The 17,476-nt window shown below is 52.8% G+C and carries 15 protein-coding genes; 1 reads left to right on the forward strand and 14 read right to left on the reverse strand.

What is annotated here, in order from left to right:
- Positions 1-149: 149 nt before the first annotated feature.
- The 8 genes from DWU99_RS18175 to DWU99_RS18215 form a co-directional block, all read right to left on the reverse strand.
- Positions 150-416 (reverse strand): hypothetical protein, encoded by a 267-nt coding sequence (locus DWU99_RS18175; protein WP_147292968.1) that lies wholly within the window; start codon positions 414-416, stop codon positions 150-152.
- A gap of 142 nt (positions 417-558) precedes the next feature.
- On the reverse strand, positions 559-1,599 hold the full coding sequence (gene pstS, locus DWU99_RS18180; RefSeq protein WP_115479506.1) for a phosphate ABC transporter substrate-binding protein PstS: 1,041 nt from the start codon (positions 1,597-1,599) through the stop codon (positions 559-561).
- Between the two features lie 715 nt (positions 1,600-2,314).
- Positions 2,315-3,010 carry a sulfotransferase family protein gene (locus tag DWU99_RS18190; protein WP_115479508.1) on the reverse strand — a complete coding sequence of 232 codons (696 nt, stop codon included), beginning with the start codon at positions 3,008-3,010 and terminating at the stop codon, positions 2,315-2,317.
- Between the two features lie 420 nt (positions 3,011-3,430).
- A complete protein-coding gene (locus DWU99_RS18195) occupies positions 3,431-4,174 on the reverse strand; it encodes an alpha/beta fold hydrolase (RefSeq protein WP_199535858.1) in 744 nt (247 codons plus the stop codon).
- 190 nt (positions 4,175-4,364) lie between these two features.
- On the reverse strand, positions 4,365-5,750 hold the full coding sequence (locus DWU99_RS18200; protein ID WP_115479510.1) for an NAD(P)(+) transhydrogenase (Re/Si-specific) subunit beta: 1,386 nt from the start codon (positions 5,748-5,750) through the stop codon (positions 4,365-4,367).
- Complete coding sequence (locus tag DWU99_RS18205; RefSeq protein WP_115479511.1) at positions 5,747-6,073, reverse strand: NAD(P) transhydrogenase subunit alpha part 2; 327 nt, start codon at positions 6,071-6,073, stop codon at positions 5,747-5,749. The genes DWU99_RS18200 and DWU99_RS18205 overlap by 4 nt, the downstream gene beginning before the upstream one ends.
- A complete protein-coding gene (locus DWU99_RS18210) occupies positions 6,070-7,203 on the reverse strand; it encodes a Rossmann-fold NAD(P)-binding domain-containing protein (protein ID WP_199535859.1) in 1,134 nt (377 codons plus the stop codon). Before DWU99_RS18210 ends, DWU99_RS18205 begins: the two co-directional genes overlap by 4 nt.
- Before the next feature lie 290 nt (positions 7,204-7,493).
- On the reverse strand, positions 7,494-8,234 hold the full coding sequence (locus tag DWU99_RS18215) for an SDR family NAD(P)-dependent oxidoreductase (RefSeq protein ID WP_115479513.1): 741 nt from the start codon (positions 8,232-8,234) through the stop codon (positions 7,494-7,496).
- Positions 8,235-8,611: 377 nt separating this feature from the next.
- Here DWU99_RS18215 and DWU99_RS18220 point away from each other — a divergent pair, with 377 nt between their 5' ends.
- Positions 8,612-9,523, forward strand: coding sequence for a LysR substrate-binding domain-containing protein (locus DWU99_RS18220; protein ID WP_115479514.1), 912 nt, complete (start codon positions 8,612-8,614; stop codon positions 9,521-9,523).
- A 323-nt stretch (positions 9,524-9,846) separates the two neighbouring features.
- On the opposite strand, the gene DWU99_RS18225 is transcribed toward DWU99_RS18220, so the two are convergent.
- The 6 genes from DWU99_RS18225 to wecB all read right to left on the reverse strand — a co-directional run bounded on the left by DWU99_RS18225 (position 9,847) and on the right by wecB (position 17,466).
- Positions 9,847-10,971, reverse strand: a complete 1,125-nt coding sequence (locus DWU99_RS18225; protein ID WP_115479515.1) for an acyltransferase family protein — start codon at positions 10,969-10,971, stop codon at positions 9,847-9,849.
- Between the two features lie 71 nt (positions 10,972-11,042).
- Positions 11,043-12,392: an ABC transporter ATP-binding protein gene (locus DWU99_RS18230; protein ID WP_115479516.1), complete on the reverse strand. Its 1,350-nt coding sequence runs from the start codon at positions 12,390-12,392 to the stop codon at positions 11,043-11,045.
- Entirely contained in the window at positions 12,385-13,371 is a 987-nt protein-coding gene (locus DWU99_RS18235) for a glycosyltransferase family 2 protein (RefSeq protein WP_115479517.1), read from the reverse strand. Before DWU99_RS18235 ends, DWU99_RS18230 begins: the two co-directional genes overlap by 8 nt.
- Positions 13,368-13,814 carry a GtrA family protein gene (locus DWU99_RS18240; protein WP_325048480.1) on the reverse strand — a complete coding sequence of 149 codons (447 nt, stop codon included), beginning with the start codon at positions 13,812-13,814 and terminating at the stop codon, positions 13,368-13,370. The genes DWU99_RS18235 and DWU99_RS18240 overlap by 4 nt, the downstream gene beginning before the upstream one ends.
- Positions 13,778-16,201, reverse strand: coding sequence for a hypothetical protein (locus DWU99_RS18245; protein ID WP_147292969.1), 2,424 nt, complete (start codon positions 16,199-16,201; stop codon positions 13,778-13,780). Before DWU99_RS18245 ends, DWU99_RS18240 begins: the two co-directional genes overlap by 37 nt.
- An 80-nt stretch (positions 16,202-16,281) precedes the next feature.
- Positions 16,282-17,466 (reverse strand): non-hydrolyzing UDP-N-acetylglucosamine 2-epimerase, encoded by a 1,185-nt coding sequence (wecB, locus tag DWU99_RS18250; RefSeq protein ID WP_115479520.1) that lies wholly within the window; start codon positions 17,464-17,466, stop codon positions 16,282-16,284.
- Positions 17,467-17,476 lie beyond the last annotated feature (10 nt).

Below are 17,476 nucleotides of genomic sequence, written 5' to 3' on the forward strand. Positions count from 1 at the left end.
ACTTTGCTGGTCCTATTCAATTATTTGGCGATCACTCAGAGGCACGAAAATCCGAATGGTGGTCTGCCCTATGATACCCATGATGTGTCACGGCCACGCATCATTTCTTTGTCACTTTTCTGCAAGCCACCAATTTTCGTTGTCGCGTTTTACTCAAGATTTCGCAAGTTCAAAATATCGCGGAATCGTTCATGCATCCCAACTCCATTGGAAGTCAGGCCATGAATGCGCGCTCCAGTTTTGTCCAAGTCGTCACACTTAATCATGCCGTCATGCCGTAACTGTTGAAGCATGAGCAAAGAAACCTTCATTAGGTGCTTGTCAACTTCACGATGCCCGGTGAACTCAAGCTTTGTGAACTCCATCACTGGAACAGGCTCATGAATATTGCGCAAGAAGTCTAGTATGCGCATCATGATCTTTGCTCCTCTCATGTCCGTCATTACTTCCCCCAACGATGTACTGATGCAGCTACCTAGCGTGTACGCACATCTTGCTTGTTAGTTCAGGTAATCGACCAAATGTGGATATGTACCATTTGAGGCCAGAGGTCGATAGTTAGAAATTCCGCGCCCAGTAAGCTTTGACTTGCTGAACCAGCGCGGGTGACAACGGTGCATAGTCAAGCGCCATAGCTTGTGGCTGACCGTAATTCAAAGACCATTGGAAGAAATCGCATACCGTTTTGGTGCGCGGGGCGTCATTGGGCTTCTTACGCATGATGATGAATGTCGTAGCAGTAATGGGGTACGCGTTTGCGCCAGGCGCATCGGTAATTACCAAATTGAAGTCTTTGGCTGTGGACCAGCCGGCTGTTTCTGCTGCGGCTTGGAAACTTGCGGCGTTGGGTGCAATGAAACGCCCTTCCCTGTTCTGGACTAGGCCGTAACCTAACTTGCCTTGTACGGCGTATGCGTATTCGACATAGCCAATCGCACCGGGCACCTGCTTTACATAGGCCGTTACGCCTTCGCTACCTTTGGCGCCAAGACCAACTGGCCATGCCACCGATGCGCCCTCACCAATTCTCACCTTCCATGCCAGGCTGACCTTCGTCAGGTAATTTGTCCAATTGAAGGTTGTGCCCGAACCATCAGATCGGTGTACGACGACGATGTGCAAGGCTGGAAGATTCACGCCGGTATTTACGGCGGCAATCTCGGGATCATTCCACATCGTGACCTTGCCCAAGAAAATATCGGCCAATAGCGCGCCAGTGAACTTGAGCTGGCCCGGCTGCGCGTGGGGCACATTGATCACGGGCACAACGCCACCGATGACGAATGGAAATTGCCCTAAGCCAAAAGCCGCTAATTCTCGAGCGTTCATGGGAATGTCGCTGGCGCCGAAATCGACGAACTTCTTTTTTATCTGAGCCAAACCGCCCGTGGAGCCGATCGATTGATAATACACTTTAACGCCGTATTTCTCATTGTAAGCGGCAGACCATCGCATGAGGATGGGATTGACAAAGGTGGAGCCGGCGCCAGTCACTTCGGTGTCGGTAGTTGTGCTGGCCGCGAAAGCCGGGAGGCCTAACGACATACTGATGGACGTGCCGAGTAGTGCGCGCTTAGCTAGGGTCGTAAAATTCCGCATGGCAGGTCCCCTGTGGATAGTCAATCGCTAACATTTCTCAAGGCAATTCATCATCGAAAAATATGTTTTCACCGCCACGGCCTCATAACGTTGCTGACCGAATGGGCCACATCCGGTTCGTGACCTACCTATTTTTTGCGCTTCATACCAATGGCCGCCGCACGGTGCAACTTAAAAAAACGCATTAGGGCGTGTTCTCTTCTTTGGCTTTCATTAGGTCAACCAGTTTTTTGCGCGAGTGGAAGGCGTCCTTTTCTGACGTGAAGCGGGGTGATACCGGCTCCGATCCGCAAAATCTGATCGTGTAATCATAAAATCTGGTCCCGACGACTATCTTTGCGGGTCCAATGTTGGCAATAAGGTCAGTGTTATACGCAGTACCCGCCTCTTCAAAAATAGCCATCTGTGCACCTTCTGTTTGTCTATATCAGAATCTTATGTTCACTAGCAGAAATCATCCCGATCGGCATTCTCCATCTGCACATTTTTATTGTCTTTCATCGTCAAAGAGCGCTTCCAACTTGTGCTTCTCTTGACACTCCACCGCGTCTTGAGGGAGTCATGTAACGAGAATGGCTTATTTTCCATGTCCAAAATCCTGACGTCAGGAACCTATAGAGCCAATTAAGCTGAGCATGTGGTTATCTAGCGTCGCTTCTATGTATAAGCTCAGCGCCTTGTCGTCCGATCAAGCCAAACAGGGGTATCCTCTATCTCATTGCAAACCAAGCGTCGAAATGCGCCTCATTAAACGCATCTTTAGTGCCCTCTCATAGAGGGCAATATCGATAGCGTGAAAGTTTTGTACCTCACGTAAGAAGCCCCTGTCCAACTGAGCACTCAAATTTCTGCTCAGCGACGCATTCCGAGGATCCAGCTGAAGACCAGAAGATAGATAGCTACTACTAAAATCACGAACATCATCTTCTAGAAATTCGCTTATGCCTATGAAGTCAAAATCTTCTAAGGTAAACCCCCACAAGTACTGCGCATAGATGTTCTGGAACACTTCACTCAGACAGAATTCTTCGAGAGTCCAGTTCTCTTCAACGATTTTTCGATGATAGAAAGCCGACGTGCTTTTATCATAAGTTCGTTGCCAATAGTTGTAATGCGATAGCAGGCGCTCAATTGGATCCCTTAGCCATGTGACGAAGATCGAACCGCGTCTTTTTTTGAGAGCCAGATATTTCACCGGTAGAAAATGACCATGTACGCATTCAATATCACCGAGGCCAAATCTCGCTATGACGTGCCCTAAACGTAAAGCCGCCCGGCGCCTCTGCCAAGTCGGCTTACTTAGACCAGTGTCATGGTAGTCGTCCTTGTAACGGCCGATAAAATGTGTTCGCAGAGCATTTCCAAAACTGGTTCCAGCCGTCTTTGGAAGATGAAGGGACACTATGATCATGAAATGCCAATCCGTATCGCTACCGCCATTGATCAATGGAGACGTCAAATAAATATGCGTAAGGATGCGCGGATTAACAGGTAGGTCAAAGTAAAAGCAGCCTTTCCTAGCATCCAAACGTGCTGAAGTCACTACGCATGGGCAGTGCTCGCGAAAAATTTCAATACGAGGTCAACGCAGAATCGCCATACAAGACCTGCACTTGATAGATGCAAGTCCAAGGGCTGATCATCGCTAGATGATTACTCGATTGAATGACGCAAAAGTATCATCGTGAACAGATAACTTGAGCAATAGAAGTTGTTGACGGATGTCTCTCATAGAGAGACATCCGTCATGTATTCATCAAGCTTATACGGAGAGCAACGATCATATCCTGCAGCAAACCAGGCCATGCGGCAATGCCGCTCATACGTAGCGTTACGAGCAAAGAAACTTCAGCACTTCGGCGGCGAAATCGCATGCATACTGGAATAAAAACGCATGACCGGCGTCGGGATACAGAATTAACTTTGCGTCCCGTGCCACTTGAACAATAGCAAAGCTGTGCTCGGCGGGAATCATGACGTCGGAGATACCGTTGGCGACGAGTACAGGCAGCGAAAGCTCCGCGAGACGTGCTCTCGATGCACCATCGCCGCTCCACCAAGCGACGGTTGCCTCTCTTTGGCGACGAGCCGCCTCATTCGTTACCATTTCGCGTTCGCCAAATCGGATGCGGCTAAAATGCCGCTCAGCAGCTGATAAGCCAGCCTGACTCTCCGTGAAGAGTAGGAAGCGAGCATCTTCGCGAGGTATAGCCGTCTTGGCGGTAATCTCTGCAACACGCGGGTGTGGAGGTGGACCATCGGGGCCACCAGGACCGGAACCCGCGATGACAAGTCGACGAACTCGTTCAGGCCAGTTCAATGTAACCGTTTGAGCTACATAACCACCGAGCGACCACCCGAGTAGGTCGACTTTGTCTATTTTCAATGCATCCAGTAGAGCAGGAACAATCTCAGCCATACCCGATACAGTACTTGGGGTCTCACCCTCAGACTCTCCGATTCCAATGCTGTCAAAACGAATGACGCGACGGGCACCAACGAGGCGAAAGATCAATTCTGGATCCCAGTCGTCCATCGTTCCTCGGAAACGCTGGCAGAGCAGCAGCGGCGCCAAGTCTGCATCGCCGTCGAACCTCACAGCAAGCCGACCAAATCGGGTCTCGACAGTCCCGGAGCGCGTTGTGATTTCCCATCTCATCGACGAATCACCGCGTCAACATAATCGAACAGGAAGGAGGTACGACCCGAAAGCAAAGGGCCACCTGAATAAGCTTCAAACGCATCCCCACGGCATACCGCTTAAGTCATGCATTCTTGACCTCAATACCGAGCTCAAGCAACGACTGCTTTGCGTCACCAAACAGCATCGATGTTTTTGAGTCGACAAACAGGTCGTTCTCGATGCCGGAGAACCCAGTGCCACGACCCCGCTTCATAACGATCACACTCTTGGCATCCAGCACATTGAGAATGGGCATGCCAAAAATTGGTGACGCTGGGTTAGTCCGCGCAGCTGGATTAACGACATCGTTCGCACCAACCACCAACACGACGTCGGTCTCCCTAAATCGCTCATTGATATCGTCCATATCAACAAGCTTGTCGTAAGGGACACCTGCTTCAGCGAGAAGTACGTTCATATGCCCTGGCATACGGCCTGCGACCGGGTGAATAGCAAAGCGGACATCTCCGCCACGCTTCTCGATCAAATTGGCCAATTCACGCGCTTGATGCTGCGCCTGCGCCACGGCAAGACCGTAGCCAGGTACGAGGACGACGTTGTCCGCGTAAGCCATTCGAAGGGCCGCATCTTCAGCTGAGATCGTCGACATTTCGCCCTTAGCGCTCGATCCCGACGTTGCAGCAGTAGGCGCCGCGCCGAACGCACCAAACAGAACATTCGAAAAAGAGCGGTTCATCGCCTTGCTCATGGCGATCGATAGAATCAATCCAGATAGACCGTCGAGTGCACCGGCGATAATGAGGATGTTGTTGTCGATAGCAAAGCCAGTAGCCACGGCAGCAAGGCCCGCATAGGAATTGAGTAAGCTCACTACGACGGGCATATCCGCACCGCCAATGGGGAGCACAAGCAATACCCCGACGCATAGACTGATGACGAGCATCAATCCTGCGGCGGAAAGGCTTGTTGGATGGACGATGAGCCAAGCGAACGCCGCCACCCCAATAGTGAGTACGCTCAAGTTGAATGCGTTCTGAAATCGAAATGTGATGGGCCTTCCGGGAAGAATTTCTTGCAATTTTCCGAATGCCATCACGCTCCCGGTTACGGTCAAGCCACCCAGCAGGACTTCAAATCCCAGTGCGATCACTTGGCCGCGAGCCAGTTCTCCGAGGTGAAGGCTATGGAGATATTCACCGACGCCAACCAACGTTGCCGCCAGAGCGCCGAATGCATGACTCAACGCAATACGTTGAGGCATCGCAGTCATTGGTACCCACATGCCAAGGGGATAACCAACAACAGCACCGACGACGGCGCCCACCACGATCCATTCGTACGAAACGATGCGTGCGTGGAACAAGGTTGCAGCGATTGCGGCCGCCATGCCGAGTGCAGCAAGTTGTATGCCGCGCCTAGCACTTTCCGGGCGTCCCAGTGCTCGCAACGCAGCAATGAACAAGAATGCCGCCAGCAGATAAGCCAATTGAATGATGGTGGCACTCATGACTTTGCGGCGCTCCGCTCACTAGCCCCAGTTTTCGGCGAAGGCGCACGCTTGAACATCGCAAGCATACGATCGGTGATAAGAAAGCCACCCACGACGTTCGCCATCGCGCAGGCCACTGCAACCGTACCAAGCAGCGTGGCGAGAAGGCCATAATTGGCCCCAGCGAGGACAAGCGATGCGACCAGAGAAATACCCGAAATCGCGTTCGTCGCTGCCATCAGTGGGGTGTGCAGCAATGGCGGAATGCGACTAATAGTCTGAAAGCCAACAAAGCCGGCGAGTAAGAAGACAAAAAGCTGCATAATGGTAACCGTATTCATCGCGGTACCTCTTCAGCAACGATAGGTTTAGACGCAACTACTCGCCCACCGAGTAGGGCCGATGTGATCTCGTCATCCGGGCGCAACGACAATCGTCCCTCACTGTCCAGGAGGTGTTGTAGAAGTGCGCGCACATTACCGCTAAATAGGCGGCTAGCATCTCCTGCAATCCTGTTCGCCATGTGCACAGCGCCAACGATCGTCACACTTGCAAACTTGACGATTTCGTCGGGCAACGTTCGTGTCGTATTGCCTCCCGCCTCGGCCGCGAGATCGACGATGACAGATCCTGGCAACATCGCTTGCATTGCCTCATCATCGATCAGAATTGGCGCACGCTGCGAAGGTACTTGAGCGCTAGTTATCACCAGCTGCATGTCTATGAGTGTCGGAGCGAGTGCCCGACGAAGGATGGCCTGTTCGACGTCCGATTGCCGCGTTGCGTATCCCCCTGCCGAGTCGTTGGACTTGTCGATATCGGGAAAGACAAACTTGGCACCTAAACTTTCGACTTGTTCCCGCGCAATCGCACGGACGTCGAAGCCGTGCGTCATCGCTCCAAGCCGTCGAGCAGTAGCGATGGCCTGAAGGCCGGCTACGCCAGCACCGAGCGCAATCATCTTTGCGGGTTTCAGTCCTCCGGCTGCTGTCGACATCATGGGCAAGATAACGTCTAGATGGCTAGCCCCCTCTAGAACCGCCGCGTAACCTGCTATCGCAGCTTGAGAGGAAAGCACATCCATGGTCTGCGCGCGGGAGATTCGGGGCACACGCTCAAGGCCCAAATGGACCACACTGTGCCGCACTAGCTGCGTTGCCAGATGATCATCGTAAGCTCCCAATGAGATGAGCACTGAGGTGGGCCGCAGAGCGCCCACGGTCAGCGGCGCCCTGACCGTGATCACAACACTGGCCCCAGCGATCGCAGCCTCTCGTTCGACTAGTTCGGCGCCAGCGTCGGCGTAGTGTTCGTCGGTAAACCCCGCCGCCAATCCCGCCCCGCGTTCCACGAGAACTCTTAGCGATCCGCCGAGTCGGCGCACGTCGGAAGGCACCAAGCCTACCCTTCGCTCACCGGCGTGTTGCTCACCGAGTACCGCGATTGATTCGAGCGTCTTCAGTTGACTCACTGGCGTTCTCCGATGCATGAGATCTGAACATCTCAGATCTACACACGTCATGTCTGACTTGTCACATCCACTCACAATGGTGAGTACAGCGCGGATTTTTTGAATCGCCCAATAAGCAGAAGCCAACTCTTGAGCAAAGCGAAAGCGATGCGAGGACAGCGTCTCGCGGTTAGATATGACTCCGTTGGGTCACAGATGGAGAGCCGAATCAATCAGTTCATCGACTCTCCATCGCACCCCTGCATGGATGCCTCATTCCTCAGATCGGTAGGTCAAGTGCGAACGTTGGTTCAGGCATTCATGCCGCCATCGACGGTAAGGTTTGCTCCGGTAACGTACGAGGCCTCTGGACTGGCAATGAACGACACCATTGCGGCAATCTCATCAACGTGCCCATAGCGGTCGAGCGCGGTAATCGCCTTTTGCGGTACCGCCCAATCACCAGAAGCAGGATTCAGGTCCGTATCGATCGGCCCCGGCTGGACGTTGTTGACCGTGATGCCACGAGTCCCTACCTCTCTGGACAGTGCTTGGGTGAACATCTTCACGGCTCCCTTCGTGGCCGCGTAGGGCACCAGTCCCGGCGTAACGACACGCTCGCCCACCGCCGAACCGACCATGATGATGCGACCACCATTCCCCATATGCTTCAACGCAGCTTGGGTCGTGGCAAACACTCCACGAATGTTGATGTCGACCACACGGTCCATCTCTTCCTGCGTTGCCTCTTCAAACGGTTTCGGCATAGCGGTGCCAGCATTGTTCACCAGCACATCCAGCCGGCCGAAGGTAGCGACGACGTTTTCAACCGCGTTTTTGACTGCCTCGACATCCGCGGCGTCAGCCTGGATCGCGATAGCCTTTCCACCCATGGATTCAATCGCTTGCACCACAGCCAAGGCCGCAGTGGAGTCCTTCGCATATGTAATCGCCACGCTCGCGCCATCTGCGGCCAGACGTTTCGCAATGGCTGCCCCAATACCCCGTGAACCACCGGTAACAAGTGCTATTTTTTTGGTTAACTTAGTCATGTAATTTCCTATAGTTCTCTGTGAAAGATTCACTGCACCACTGATTTAATGGATGATCCAAATCACTGTTATCTCGCTGATAGCTTTTAGAGCGAGGCCTCGCCGACCTCATCATGGCAATCTGCAACGCCTGCCTTTGCGCCCTTCCTTGGAGACGGCGGCGTCTCAACCTAATGTCCGTAAAGGCCTCGGCAATCAGGGGGCGGACTTGCTATTGCGTTACTCTTGAAGACAGATCGATGCCCATAATTTCCCTAATAACAGTGGCTTGTCATATCTGTCGACAGCCCCATTTCTGTGGCGACTATAGGCCCCTGTAGAACACTCGAAAAAGACTTTGTAAGCTGGGGGGCATACCTTTCAGGCATGGAATTAAGATGGAGTTGAGACACCTTCGATATTTCGTCGCCGTGGTGGAAGAAGGCAGCCTGACAACGGCCGCGGAGAACCGCCTCCATACCTCACAGCCGTCACTCAGTCGGCAGATTCGCGACTTGGAGTTAGAAGTCGAAGCGGATCTACTGTTTCGCAGCGTTCATGGGGTCGAATTGACCGCAGCTGGCAAGGTTTTTCTTGACCACGCTCGACTGGCACTCGCACAAGTCGACGCCGCTGTGCTAGCAGCACGTAGGGCTGCACAGCCAACAAAAAAAACGTTCTCCATTGGCTTCCAAACAGGCCACGAAATGAACTGGTTGCCGCGCGCCATGCATGTGCTGCGTGATGAGTTGCTGAATATCCAGGTCACGATCCAAAGCGACTACTCGCCGGACCTTGCCGACGCACTCATCCACGGTCGGCTCGATGTTGCGTTCCTGCGTGTTGAGCCGACTTTCGACCTATGTTACGAAGTAATAGATCATGAGCCACTGATCGTACTGATGCCAAGCGACCATCCCCTTACCAATCATGAAACCATTCGCCCCCAAGAGTTCATCGGCGAAATCTTCATCGGCGGCTCGAATAAAGCCACCGTGCTACGCGCAGTGACCGAAGACTATCTGAAGCGCTGCGGGCTCGACATCAAACTAGATCATGGAGTGGACAACCTCGCGATGGCTATATCCCTAGTTGCGTCCACTCGCGGGCTGGCACTTATGCCAGCCTATGCGGAGAATCTGTTGCCTTGGTCTGTGGTCAGCCGTCCGCTGGAAGGTGAAGCTCCAATGATCGATCTGGCCGTAGGTTACAGCGACGCAAACAAATCACCGATTCTGAAGCTATTCCTCTCAAGGCTTGAGGAACTGAAGGAACTAAAGGTACTAACGCTTCCCCCAAAAAAGAATTGAATGTGGGGGTGAGCAAACATCGATTCTGATCTACGACAGGATAACGTTAATTGGCCCATGCCATGGTCGATGGGTTGCCTTCGATCAACCGTTAGACGTGTGGGTCCAGCAAGCCGGCGTGAACTGGCGAGCCAAAGCTCTTGAAGTTCATTACATTGCTTGTTTTGGTACGTGCAAGGCACTCCGCTACACGGCCGCCTCTTAGCTCTCGATGAAGAGTCATGCTTAATTCGTTGTCAAAGAGCGAACTACACATCCTCAATAATGATGAACATCAAAACTCGCTTTTGCCCCGTTACCGCGGCGTCTCTATCGACGCTCACTTACATCGCCTGTGTTCTCAAGCTGTTCCTCCGTGAGACTAGTCCTCGTAGCTTTCTAGATAATTCTTTTAGGCGGAGAGCTGGCTTTTCGATGAAGTGCCAGGATGCAATAGCAATGGGAATGGTGAGCGCGAGGCCGAGCAAGGCATTGAGGAGTACTGGTAAGTTGGGAAAAAGATCTTCCACCACCTGTTGCATCGGAAATCCCCAAAGATAAATCCCGTAGGAATAGTCGCCGAAGCGATTAAAGCCACGCCAAGCGGTGTTGTAAGCGAACCAGAATACGAATTGGATTTCGCAGAAACCAAATAGCCATGGATATGCCGTGGTATTACGAAATAAGAAGGTCAAGGCGCAGACCACAAGGAACAAGCGACCATCTACCGGAATCCAGTCGCGATTCACGTAACAGAGCGCGCCGCATGCAAAAAGGGCCGCCAAACGAAGATATTGGCTCATTGGTACAAGCGGGACCGAATCAGGATTGTGCATGGCGTAGATAAAGATGCCGATGATTACGACGTTACTGAGCCAGCGACGCGCCAGAACACTGATGACACCCAGGCAAGCCACCCAAAGATACATGCGCACTTCGGCCGGCAAGGTCCAAATCGATCCATTTACCGCAGTTTCTCTAGGATGTGAATTGAATACTCCGGGCAGCCAGTACGAAAGACCAGTGACAAACTTCAAATTTGTTACGACATAGTTACGTGTTGCTTGCGAGGAAATGTAAGCATTCAGCGGCAAGTTGGTAAATATTGGCCCCAAAACGAAGGCCATCAAAACTAAGCAAGCAACATAGGCTGGAATGATGCGAAGAAAACGTGCCCAAATGAAGTCGAGAACTTTAGAGTTCCGTATATAGCTGCCAGCAATAAGAAATCCGCTAGTTATGAAAAATAGATCTACAGCGATGGATCCTGAGTAACCCCACCATCCCAAATCCGCGAAAAGGTCCGGCGGGCCTTCCATTCCGGAAATGGCTGGTGCGTGGCCATAAATCACTAGAGACGCGGCAATGAGGCGAAGCAACAAGAAATTGTCCTCGCCCTGAGCGATTCCCATTTGGAGGGACTTCGCCCTCACGCGAAAGATCGAGCCAAGGATGGGCACGATCCGCATGGCCTAATAGTTCCATTCGTTGGTGAGCCATAGACTCGGTACCGAATCGTCGGTCCACATCCTTTGATCGCTCAAAGTACTCCGATCACCCTCTGCATCATGGTGTCAACGTTGACCCTAGCCTGGAGATCGGCAATGCCCTGTGCCGCCCCTGTGTCGCCGAGCACTACCATCAACATTACGTCGGTACGCCGATCTAGCACTACGATGGTCTGACCGTATTCGTCGTACTGCGAAATGCCAAATGTCAGTAGATATTGCTTGGGCAATAGGTGCGCATGAAACGTCCACCGTGCCACAACGACACTGCCGGCGTCGTAATGGAGAAGCTCACCGCTTTCGAGAAAAGAATTGGTGCTATAGACCAACTCGCCTTCCATTGTGCGTAACTTCATACCCAAGATCACGCGATTTACGGATTCTGTGCACACATACTTAACTAGCATCTCGACCGTTTGTCCGGGTGTCAGCGCGGGTACGCCCGACCGCCCTACCAGATAAGCGTCCGCGACCAACGCTTTTCCATTGCCTACGCGAATTTCATCTCGGTTGTAACCATCACGAATCGACAGGACATCTTCGGCGCCCAAAGTCAGTAAATTGGCAGCGGCGCGCTCCGAGGTTTCAACGCGCCCATTAGATAAGATCGGATTGGGCTCTTCATTTGCAATGTGAGAGCCGAAAAGTCGCTTCATGTAGTCAGTGACGGCACCGCGCACCGGTCCATCATAGACTTTGTGAGCAGCATCGATCACAACACCCCGATCGCAGAGCCGCTCCACCACATCGGTGGAATGGGTCACCAATAAAAGCGTGCTGCCATCCTCCTGCAACTCCTGGATCCGCCTGTGGCATTTGCGCTGGAAATAAGCATCACCCACGGATAACGCCTCGTCCACGATCAACACTTCCGGCTTCACTGCCACGGCTACCGCAAATGCCAGTCGCACAAACATGCCACTGGAGTAAGTCTTGACCGGTTCCTTTACGAAATCGCCAATCTCGGCAAAGGCAAGGATCGAATCCATGGCCGCGTCTACCTGCGCACGTGTCATTCCCAAAAGACCCGCCTTGAAATACACGTTCTCCAATCCGGTAAATTCCGGATTGAATCCCGCGCCAAGCTCAAGTAATCCTGCTACGCGTGCATTCACTTCCAGTTCGCCGGTAGTGGGCGGAAACAGGCCACACAGCATCTGCAATAGCGTCGACTTTCCAGCCCCATTCCGCCCGATAATGCCAATCGTTTCACCTGGCCAGACCTCAAGATCCACATCACGTAACGCCCAAAATTCCTTAACGTGCCGTTTGATACCAAGAGCCTGTAGCAAGCGATGATGCGGCTGGTCATAACTGATGTAGCGCTTGCCAATTCCCCGTGCACGAATAAGGGGGCGAGACAATGACAACTTCTTAGACATCTGGGCGCCCTCCGTTCAAAAATGGATGCACGGGCCGGCTAGGTTCAGCTGCGACGTCGAAGTTCAACCATGAAACAATGAATTGAATGCCGACAACTAAGGGAAGCGCTGCCAGCATGACTGTCCCCGCGGTAGCAGGTGTGTTATCGACAATCGATGCCCACCAGTGCCACGCTCCAAACATCAGCCCAAATAGCACGAGCGGACATCCAATAAGTAATTCGACTGAGGCTGCCGAAAAGCCACGGACAAAATAGCTATACACAATACGCCGAGCCAAGTTGCGAAAATTTCCTCGCAGGAAGGGACCGATAGCACTAAGCGGATGCAAACTTGACGGCTCTCCCGCGTAAGCTGCAGGCATTGGCATTTCCACAACGACAGCACGCAGTTGGTTCAACTGATAAAGCAAATCAGATTCGAAGAAATAGCGCTGTGCCACGGTGCTGAAATCTAATTCCGCCAACATCCAATGATGGATCGCGGTAAATCCGTTCGTTGGGTCGAAAAGCTGCCAGTAGCCTGACGAAAGCTTGGTCAGAAATGAGAGACCTGCATTGCCGATAAGCCGAAGCCTCGGCATACCGGCTGTATCTGCAAGATGATAAAAGCGATTGCCCTTTGCATAGTCAGCGCGCCCTTTAAGAATCGGCTCAACCAGCCTTGCAATCAGGCCAGGATCCATTTGCCCATCGCCATCGAGTTTCACCACCACTTTGGCAGGGAGAGCAAGTGCGATCGCATACCCCGTCATGACCGCACCGCCTACTCCACGGTTCTCCTCATGGCGCAACACCGTTATTCGCGGATCCTGGCAGCGTGCCTCAACAACATCGCCGGTGTGTTCTGGGCAGGCATCATCCACGACGATGATCCATCCCACTTCCGGACCTATACCTTGAATAACGCCAAGGATCTGCGCGCTGACGCGATAGCACGGGATAACGACCGCGACGCTTGATGATGAGATCTTATTCATGGCGATCGATAGACCCAGTGCCGAGACACCGCAAAGCTAATCGCCGCCAATACAGTCTCAACTAGAGGCTTGCCAAGCCACGCCGCATGCAAGCTCAAATGACTCGTCAGCTCGCCGATCAACCCAGTGCTCAGTGCAGTCATCACGAGCCACAGGACCACATAACGAAAGAGATGATGCCTGCTTACGCGTATCGAAAAGGTCCATAGGCCATTTGCTAAAAAACCAACCAAGGCTCCTACGACGCGCGCCACTATATTAGCCACGGGAGTGTATAGGCCCAACGCTGTCAGCAACACGAAAACCATCCAGTCAATAAGGACTAAAAGGATACCGATGAGCAAGAAGCTCGCCCCTTGGCGTAGCAGTGGAGGCCTGCTCCCAACTGAACCGAATAAGATCTGCTTCATCTTCTTATCCAATCCATAAAGTGACCTCGCCATTGCGCGGCCAAGTCGCGCTCGGCCATCAGATCATTTCGTGCACTAGCAGTTGCGTGGACTAAGCTCAAATGAGGATCGCCGGAATGCGATGGGACCGCCGTTATGGTGAGTCCAATTGCCTTCGATGGTTTGGACGTCTCAAGTGAAGCGTCGGCTAACCCACTTGGCCCGCATAGGATCGATTCATAGTTTGCCCAAGGTAAGTCACCCTCTTGCACTACATACCAACCAATCACGATCGGGACGCCTGTCACGGCACATCTAAGCTCCAATGTCGCATTCAGCAAGATGGTGTTCGTTGGCAAAGGTAACGAATCAATTTTAGCGATAACGACGTGAGGGGACGCCGGAGCAGCGGTGCCGACGTGCTCGCGATGCAGGGTCCAGAGTTCAAAATCGCCAACACTCGAAATCGCTACGCCGTGAGATTTTTCTAGAGCTGCGTCGAGCGCTGGCCTGTGATCGTCTTTATGCACGATGGCAAGATTGGCGCCAGTTCGGTCAAACACTCTCAACCATTGCTCGCCCTGAGGATCGTCATTGGCTTTCCAGGCCAACCGTACAAGCTCGTTGTCGTACCAGCTTGTAACAAACGCCGTACCTGCCAGCTCTGCAGCGTACGGATATCGACGGTCAACCAAGAGTGTGCGTGCGGATGACCCGTAGTTGCGGCGAATAATGTCGGCTAGCTGGCGTATCGGCGCATAAGTACTGATGACGAATGCCCTCCCATGTACCAATAAATCCGCTAGCACCCCATCGCGCAACTGCCAGCTTCCGTTGGCAACGAAAGCCAGATTGACCAGAATGAGTAGAAAAAATGCAACGGATACCGAGGTGGCGCCACGCTGTTTGCGAACCATCGGAGGAGCGCCACAAAGCATGACCGGAGTAAGCAGCGCTATTGCTGGTTGCGTGTATCTGACATATTGAATCTCAACCAGTGGCAGCACGAATGCGGCAATGGCAACTAGTGCAAGCGGTCTTGCGCGCGGTGCCGTGATCGCGATCAGCATGCTGCCCAGTAGCGCAAGTGGCGTAAAACCGATTGATCCGTCAAATCCTTCAGAGAAGTGGGAGGTATGGAAGATCAGATCCCACAGGGTGTAAGCGTGAAGGCCGGTCTGGTAAGTCGTATCGCGAAAATTGACAGATAGGTAGTACGGCGAATGGAAATGGCCGTTGAATAATGGAAGAACCGGATTGCCCGTCAGTAGATACCCAAAGCTATAACTGGATCCGGCGACAGCCAGCGCTAACAGCGTTGCGGTGAATGCCATCCGCCAGGGCAAATGCCCTCGCCACCGCCAAAGCAGCCATAACGCAAGTGGGCCGGCGGCCAGAAAATTGCTGGTTTTCAACCCGATCAGCAAACCAAATAGTAATGCCGCTCCAAGCATACACCGGCGATCCGGCAAGGTTGTGCGCTGTATTAGCCATGCAAGGGCAACCACTACCGCTGCCGTCGGACCCTCGGTTTGCATACCCGTAAGGGTGTCGGCAGTCAACGGTGCACTCGCATAAAGAGCAACAATCAACCAACGCGATGAAGGTCCCAGTTCCAGGGCTTCACCCAACTTCCACAGCATCACTGTGGTCAGCATCAACCACAGCACATCGACGGCACCACGTGCTTCGGCGCCCGCGACAAGCTGAGCGATACCTTGAATAACATCACCGGCCCAAGGAGCGACCGCCCATAGCTGTGAACCAGCATCCATGCGGTAATAGCTAAGTGTCTCGAGCTGGTAAGGAAGCCCGAGGTGATAAGCCAGATCATCAAAGTGGATGGTTGGAATCCAAGCGCAGGTCGAAACAACGCCAATTGTGGTCACCGCTACTGATGCCATCCAGGGTGCACCGTCGACTGCCCCGGTCCACGACCGTAGCAATGGTCTAATGGTTGCTACGATAGCAGGCCAGCGGTAGAGGCTAATTCCAATTAAGACCAGAATATACGTTGCGCGCGTGTGAATCGGGAAAGGCAACAACCATCCTGCTATCCCCGCAATGAAGGCCAATCCAACTAACACCGTCAAAGGAGCAGGTATCTTATAGGTCGTTGAAACAACAAGACTGCCTATGCCCATTGCCGCGAGGGCGATTAGCAGGACCGAAATCAGTGCTGCGATCCCCACGAAGCAGGCAAGTGCAAAGATCCAACACATTGCCAGCCCGGTTGCGAGGCGGCATTTAAGAAGGAATCTGAGACCACAAGCAAAGACAAGTGAAACCAGCGCTAAGCCGATAAGAAATCCAGTTGCCAGATATGGGATCGATACCCATGTCCTTAAAAATAAAAATCCGCACGCAACAAGAAGAAAACCAGTCCAGAAAAAAAACTGCGATGCGAAGCGACTGAATATCAACGTCCCTACCGATGACATGTTCGTCACTAACTTGGAATGCTGTATGTGCCTGAGCCACTCGAATTCGGCCCCACACCTAACTAACAGCGAATTTATTCTCATGCTTGGACAACATGTTCGCGTCTAGCTGGATGACCATCCGTCAACACACTTCCGATACGACTAGCCGAAGTTTCTCGTAAAAGTGAATTGCGCAACACGCTTACAATTCGTCGCGATGCTTGACCGTCACCATAGGGTGACACTCCACGTGCCATCGCACGGTAGGCCGTGGAGTCATCGAGCAAACGAGAGGCTTCCTCTACAATGCGCACCGCATCCGTGCCGACCAACCTTACGACACCCGCTTCGACTGCCTCCGGCCGCTCCGTCTCCGAACGCAATACCAGCACAGGCTTGCCAAGCGCCGGCGCTTCCTCCTGCACGCCACCCGAATCGGTAAGAATCAGGTAGGCACGTTTCTGCGCTTCGACGAAAGGCGCATAGTCCAAGGGATCACATAGGTAGATACGTGGATGATCGCCAAGAATGGCTCGGACCGCTGTACTAATGTTTGGATTGGGATGTACAGGATAGAGTACCTCGACATCGGGATATCGATTCACCAATGTACGGATTGCTCTACATATGGCGCGGATCGGTGCCCCGAAGTTTTCCCGCCGATGCGCCGTCACCAATATCAACCGCCTGTTCGGATTTAGAGGAATATTCAGAGGCCAGTCGGAACAAGCTGTGTCTAGCAACGTATCAATGACCGTATTGCCGGTCAGATGTATGTGCGCATCATCGATACCCTCTCGCAATAAGTTTTCCATCGCGTTTACAGTAGGTACGAAATGCCATTTGGCTAGCCGCCCTGCAACAAGCCGGTTCATCTCTTCAGGAAATGGGCTATGTAGATCGTGCGTGCGTAGTCCAGCTTCGATATGCCCAAACGGGATGTGCCGATAGAACGCCACTAAAGCAGCGGTCATCACTGTGGTCGTATCACCCTGTGCAAGCACCACATCCGGCGATAGCTCGGCAAGATTTGCATCCAATGCCGCAATCAATCGCTCCGTCAGCTCCGACAATCCCTGATTGGCGCGCATGATATTCAGGTCCACATCTACCTTAATACCGAACAGCTTCAACACCTGATCTAACAACGCGCGGTGCTGCGCCGTCGTCATGACGGTTACGCGGGCCCAAGGCTCACATTTGAGCGCCTTAATTACCGGCGCCATCTTGATGCCTTCAGGACGCGTGCCGACAATGCAAAGAATGTGCTTACGAACGCTCATGGTCGCATGG

Source organism: Dyella psychrodurans (assembly GCF_003363265.1).
GTDB lineage: Bacteria > Pseudomonadota > Gammaproteobacteria > Xanthomonadales > Rhodanobacteraceae > Dyella_B > Dyella_B psychrodurans.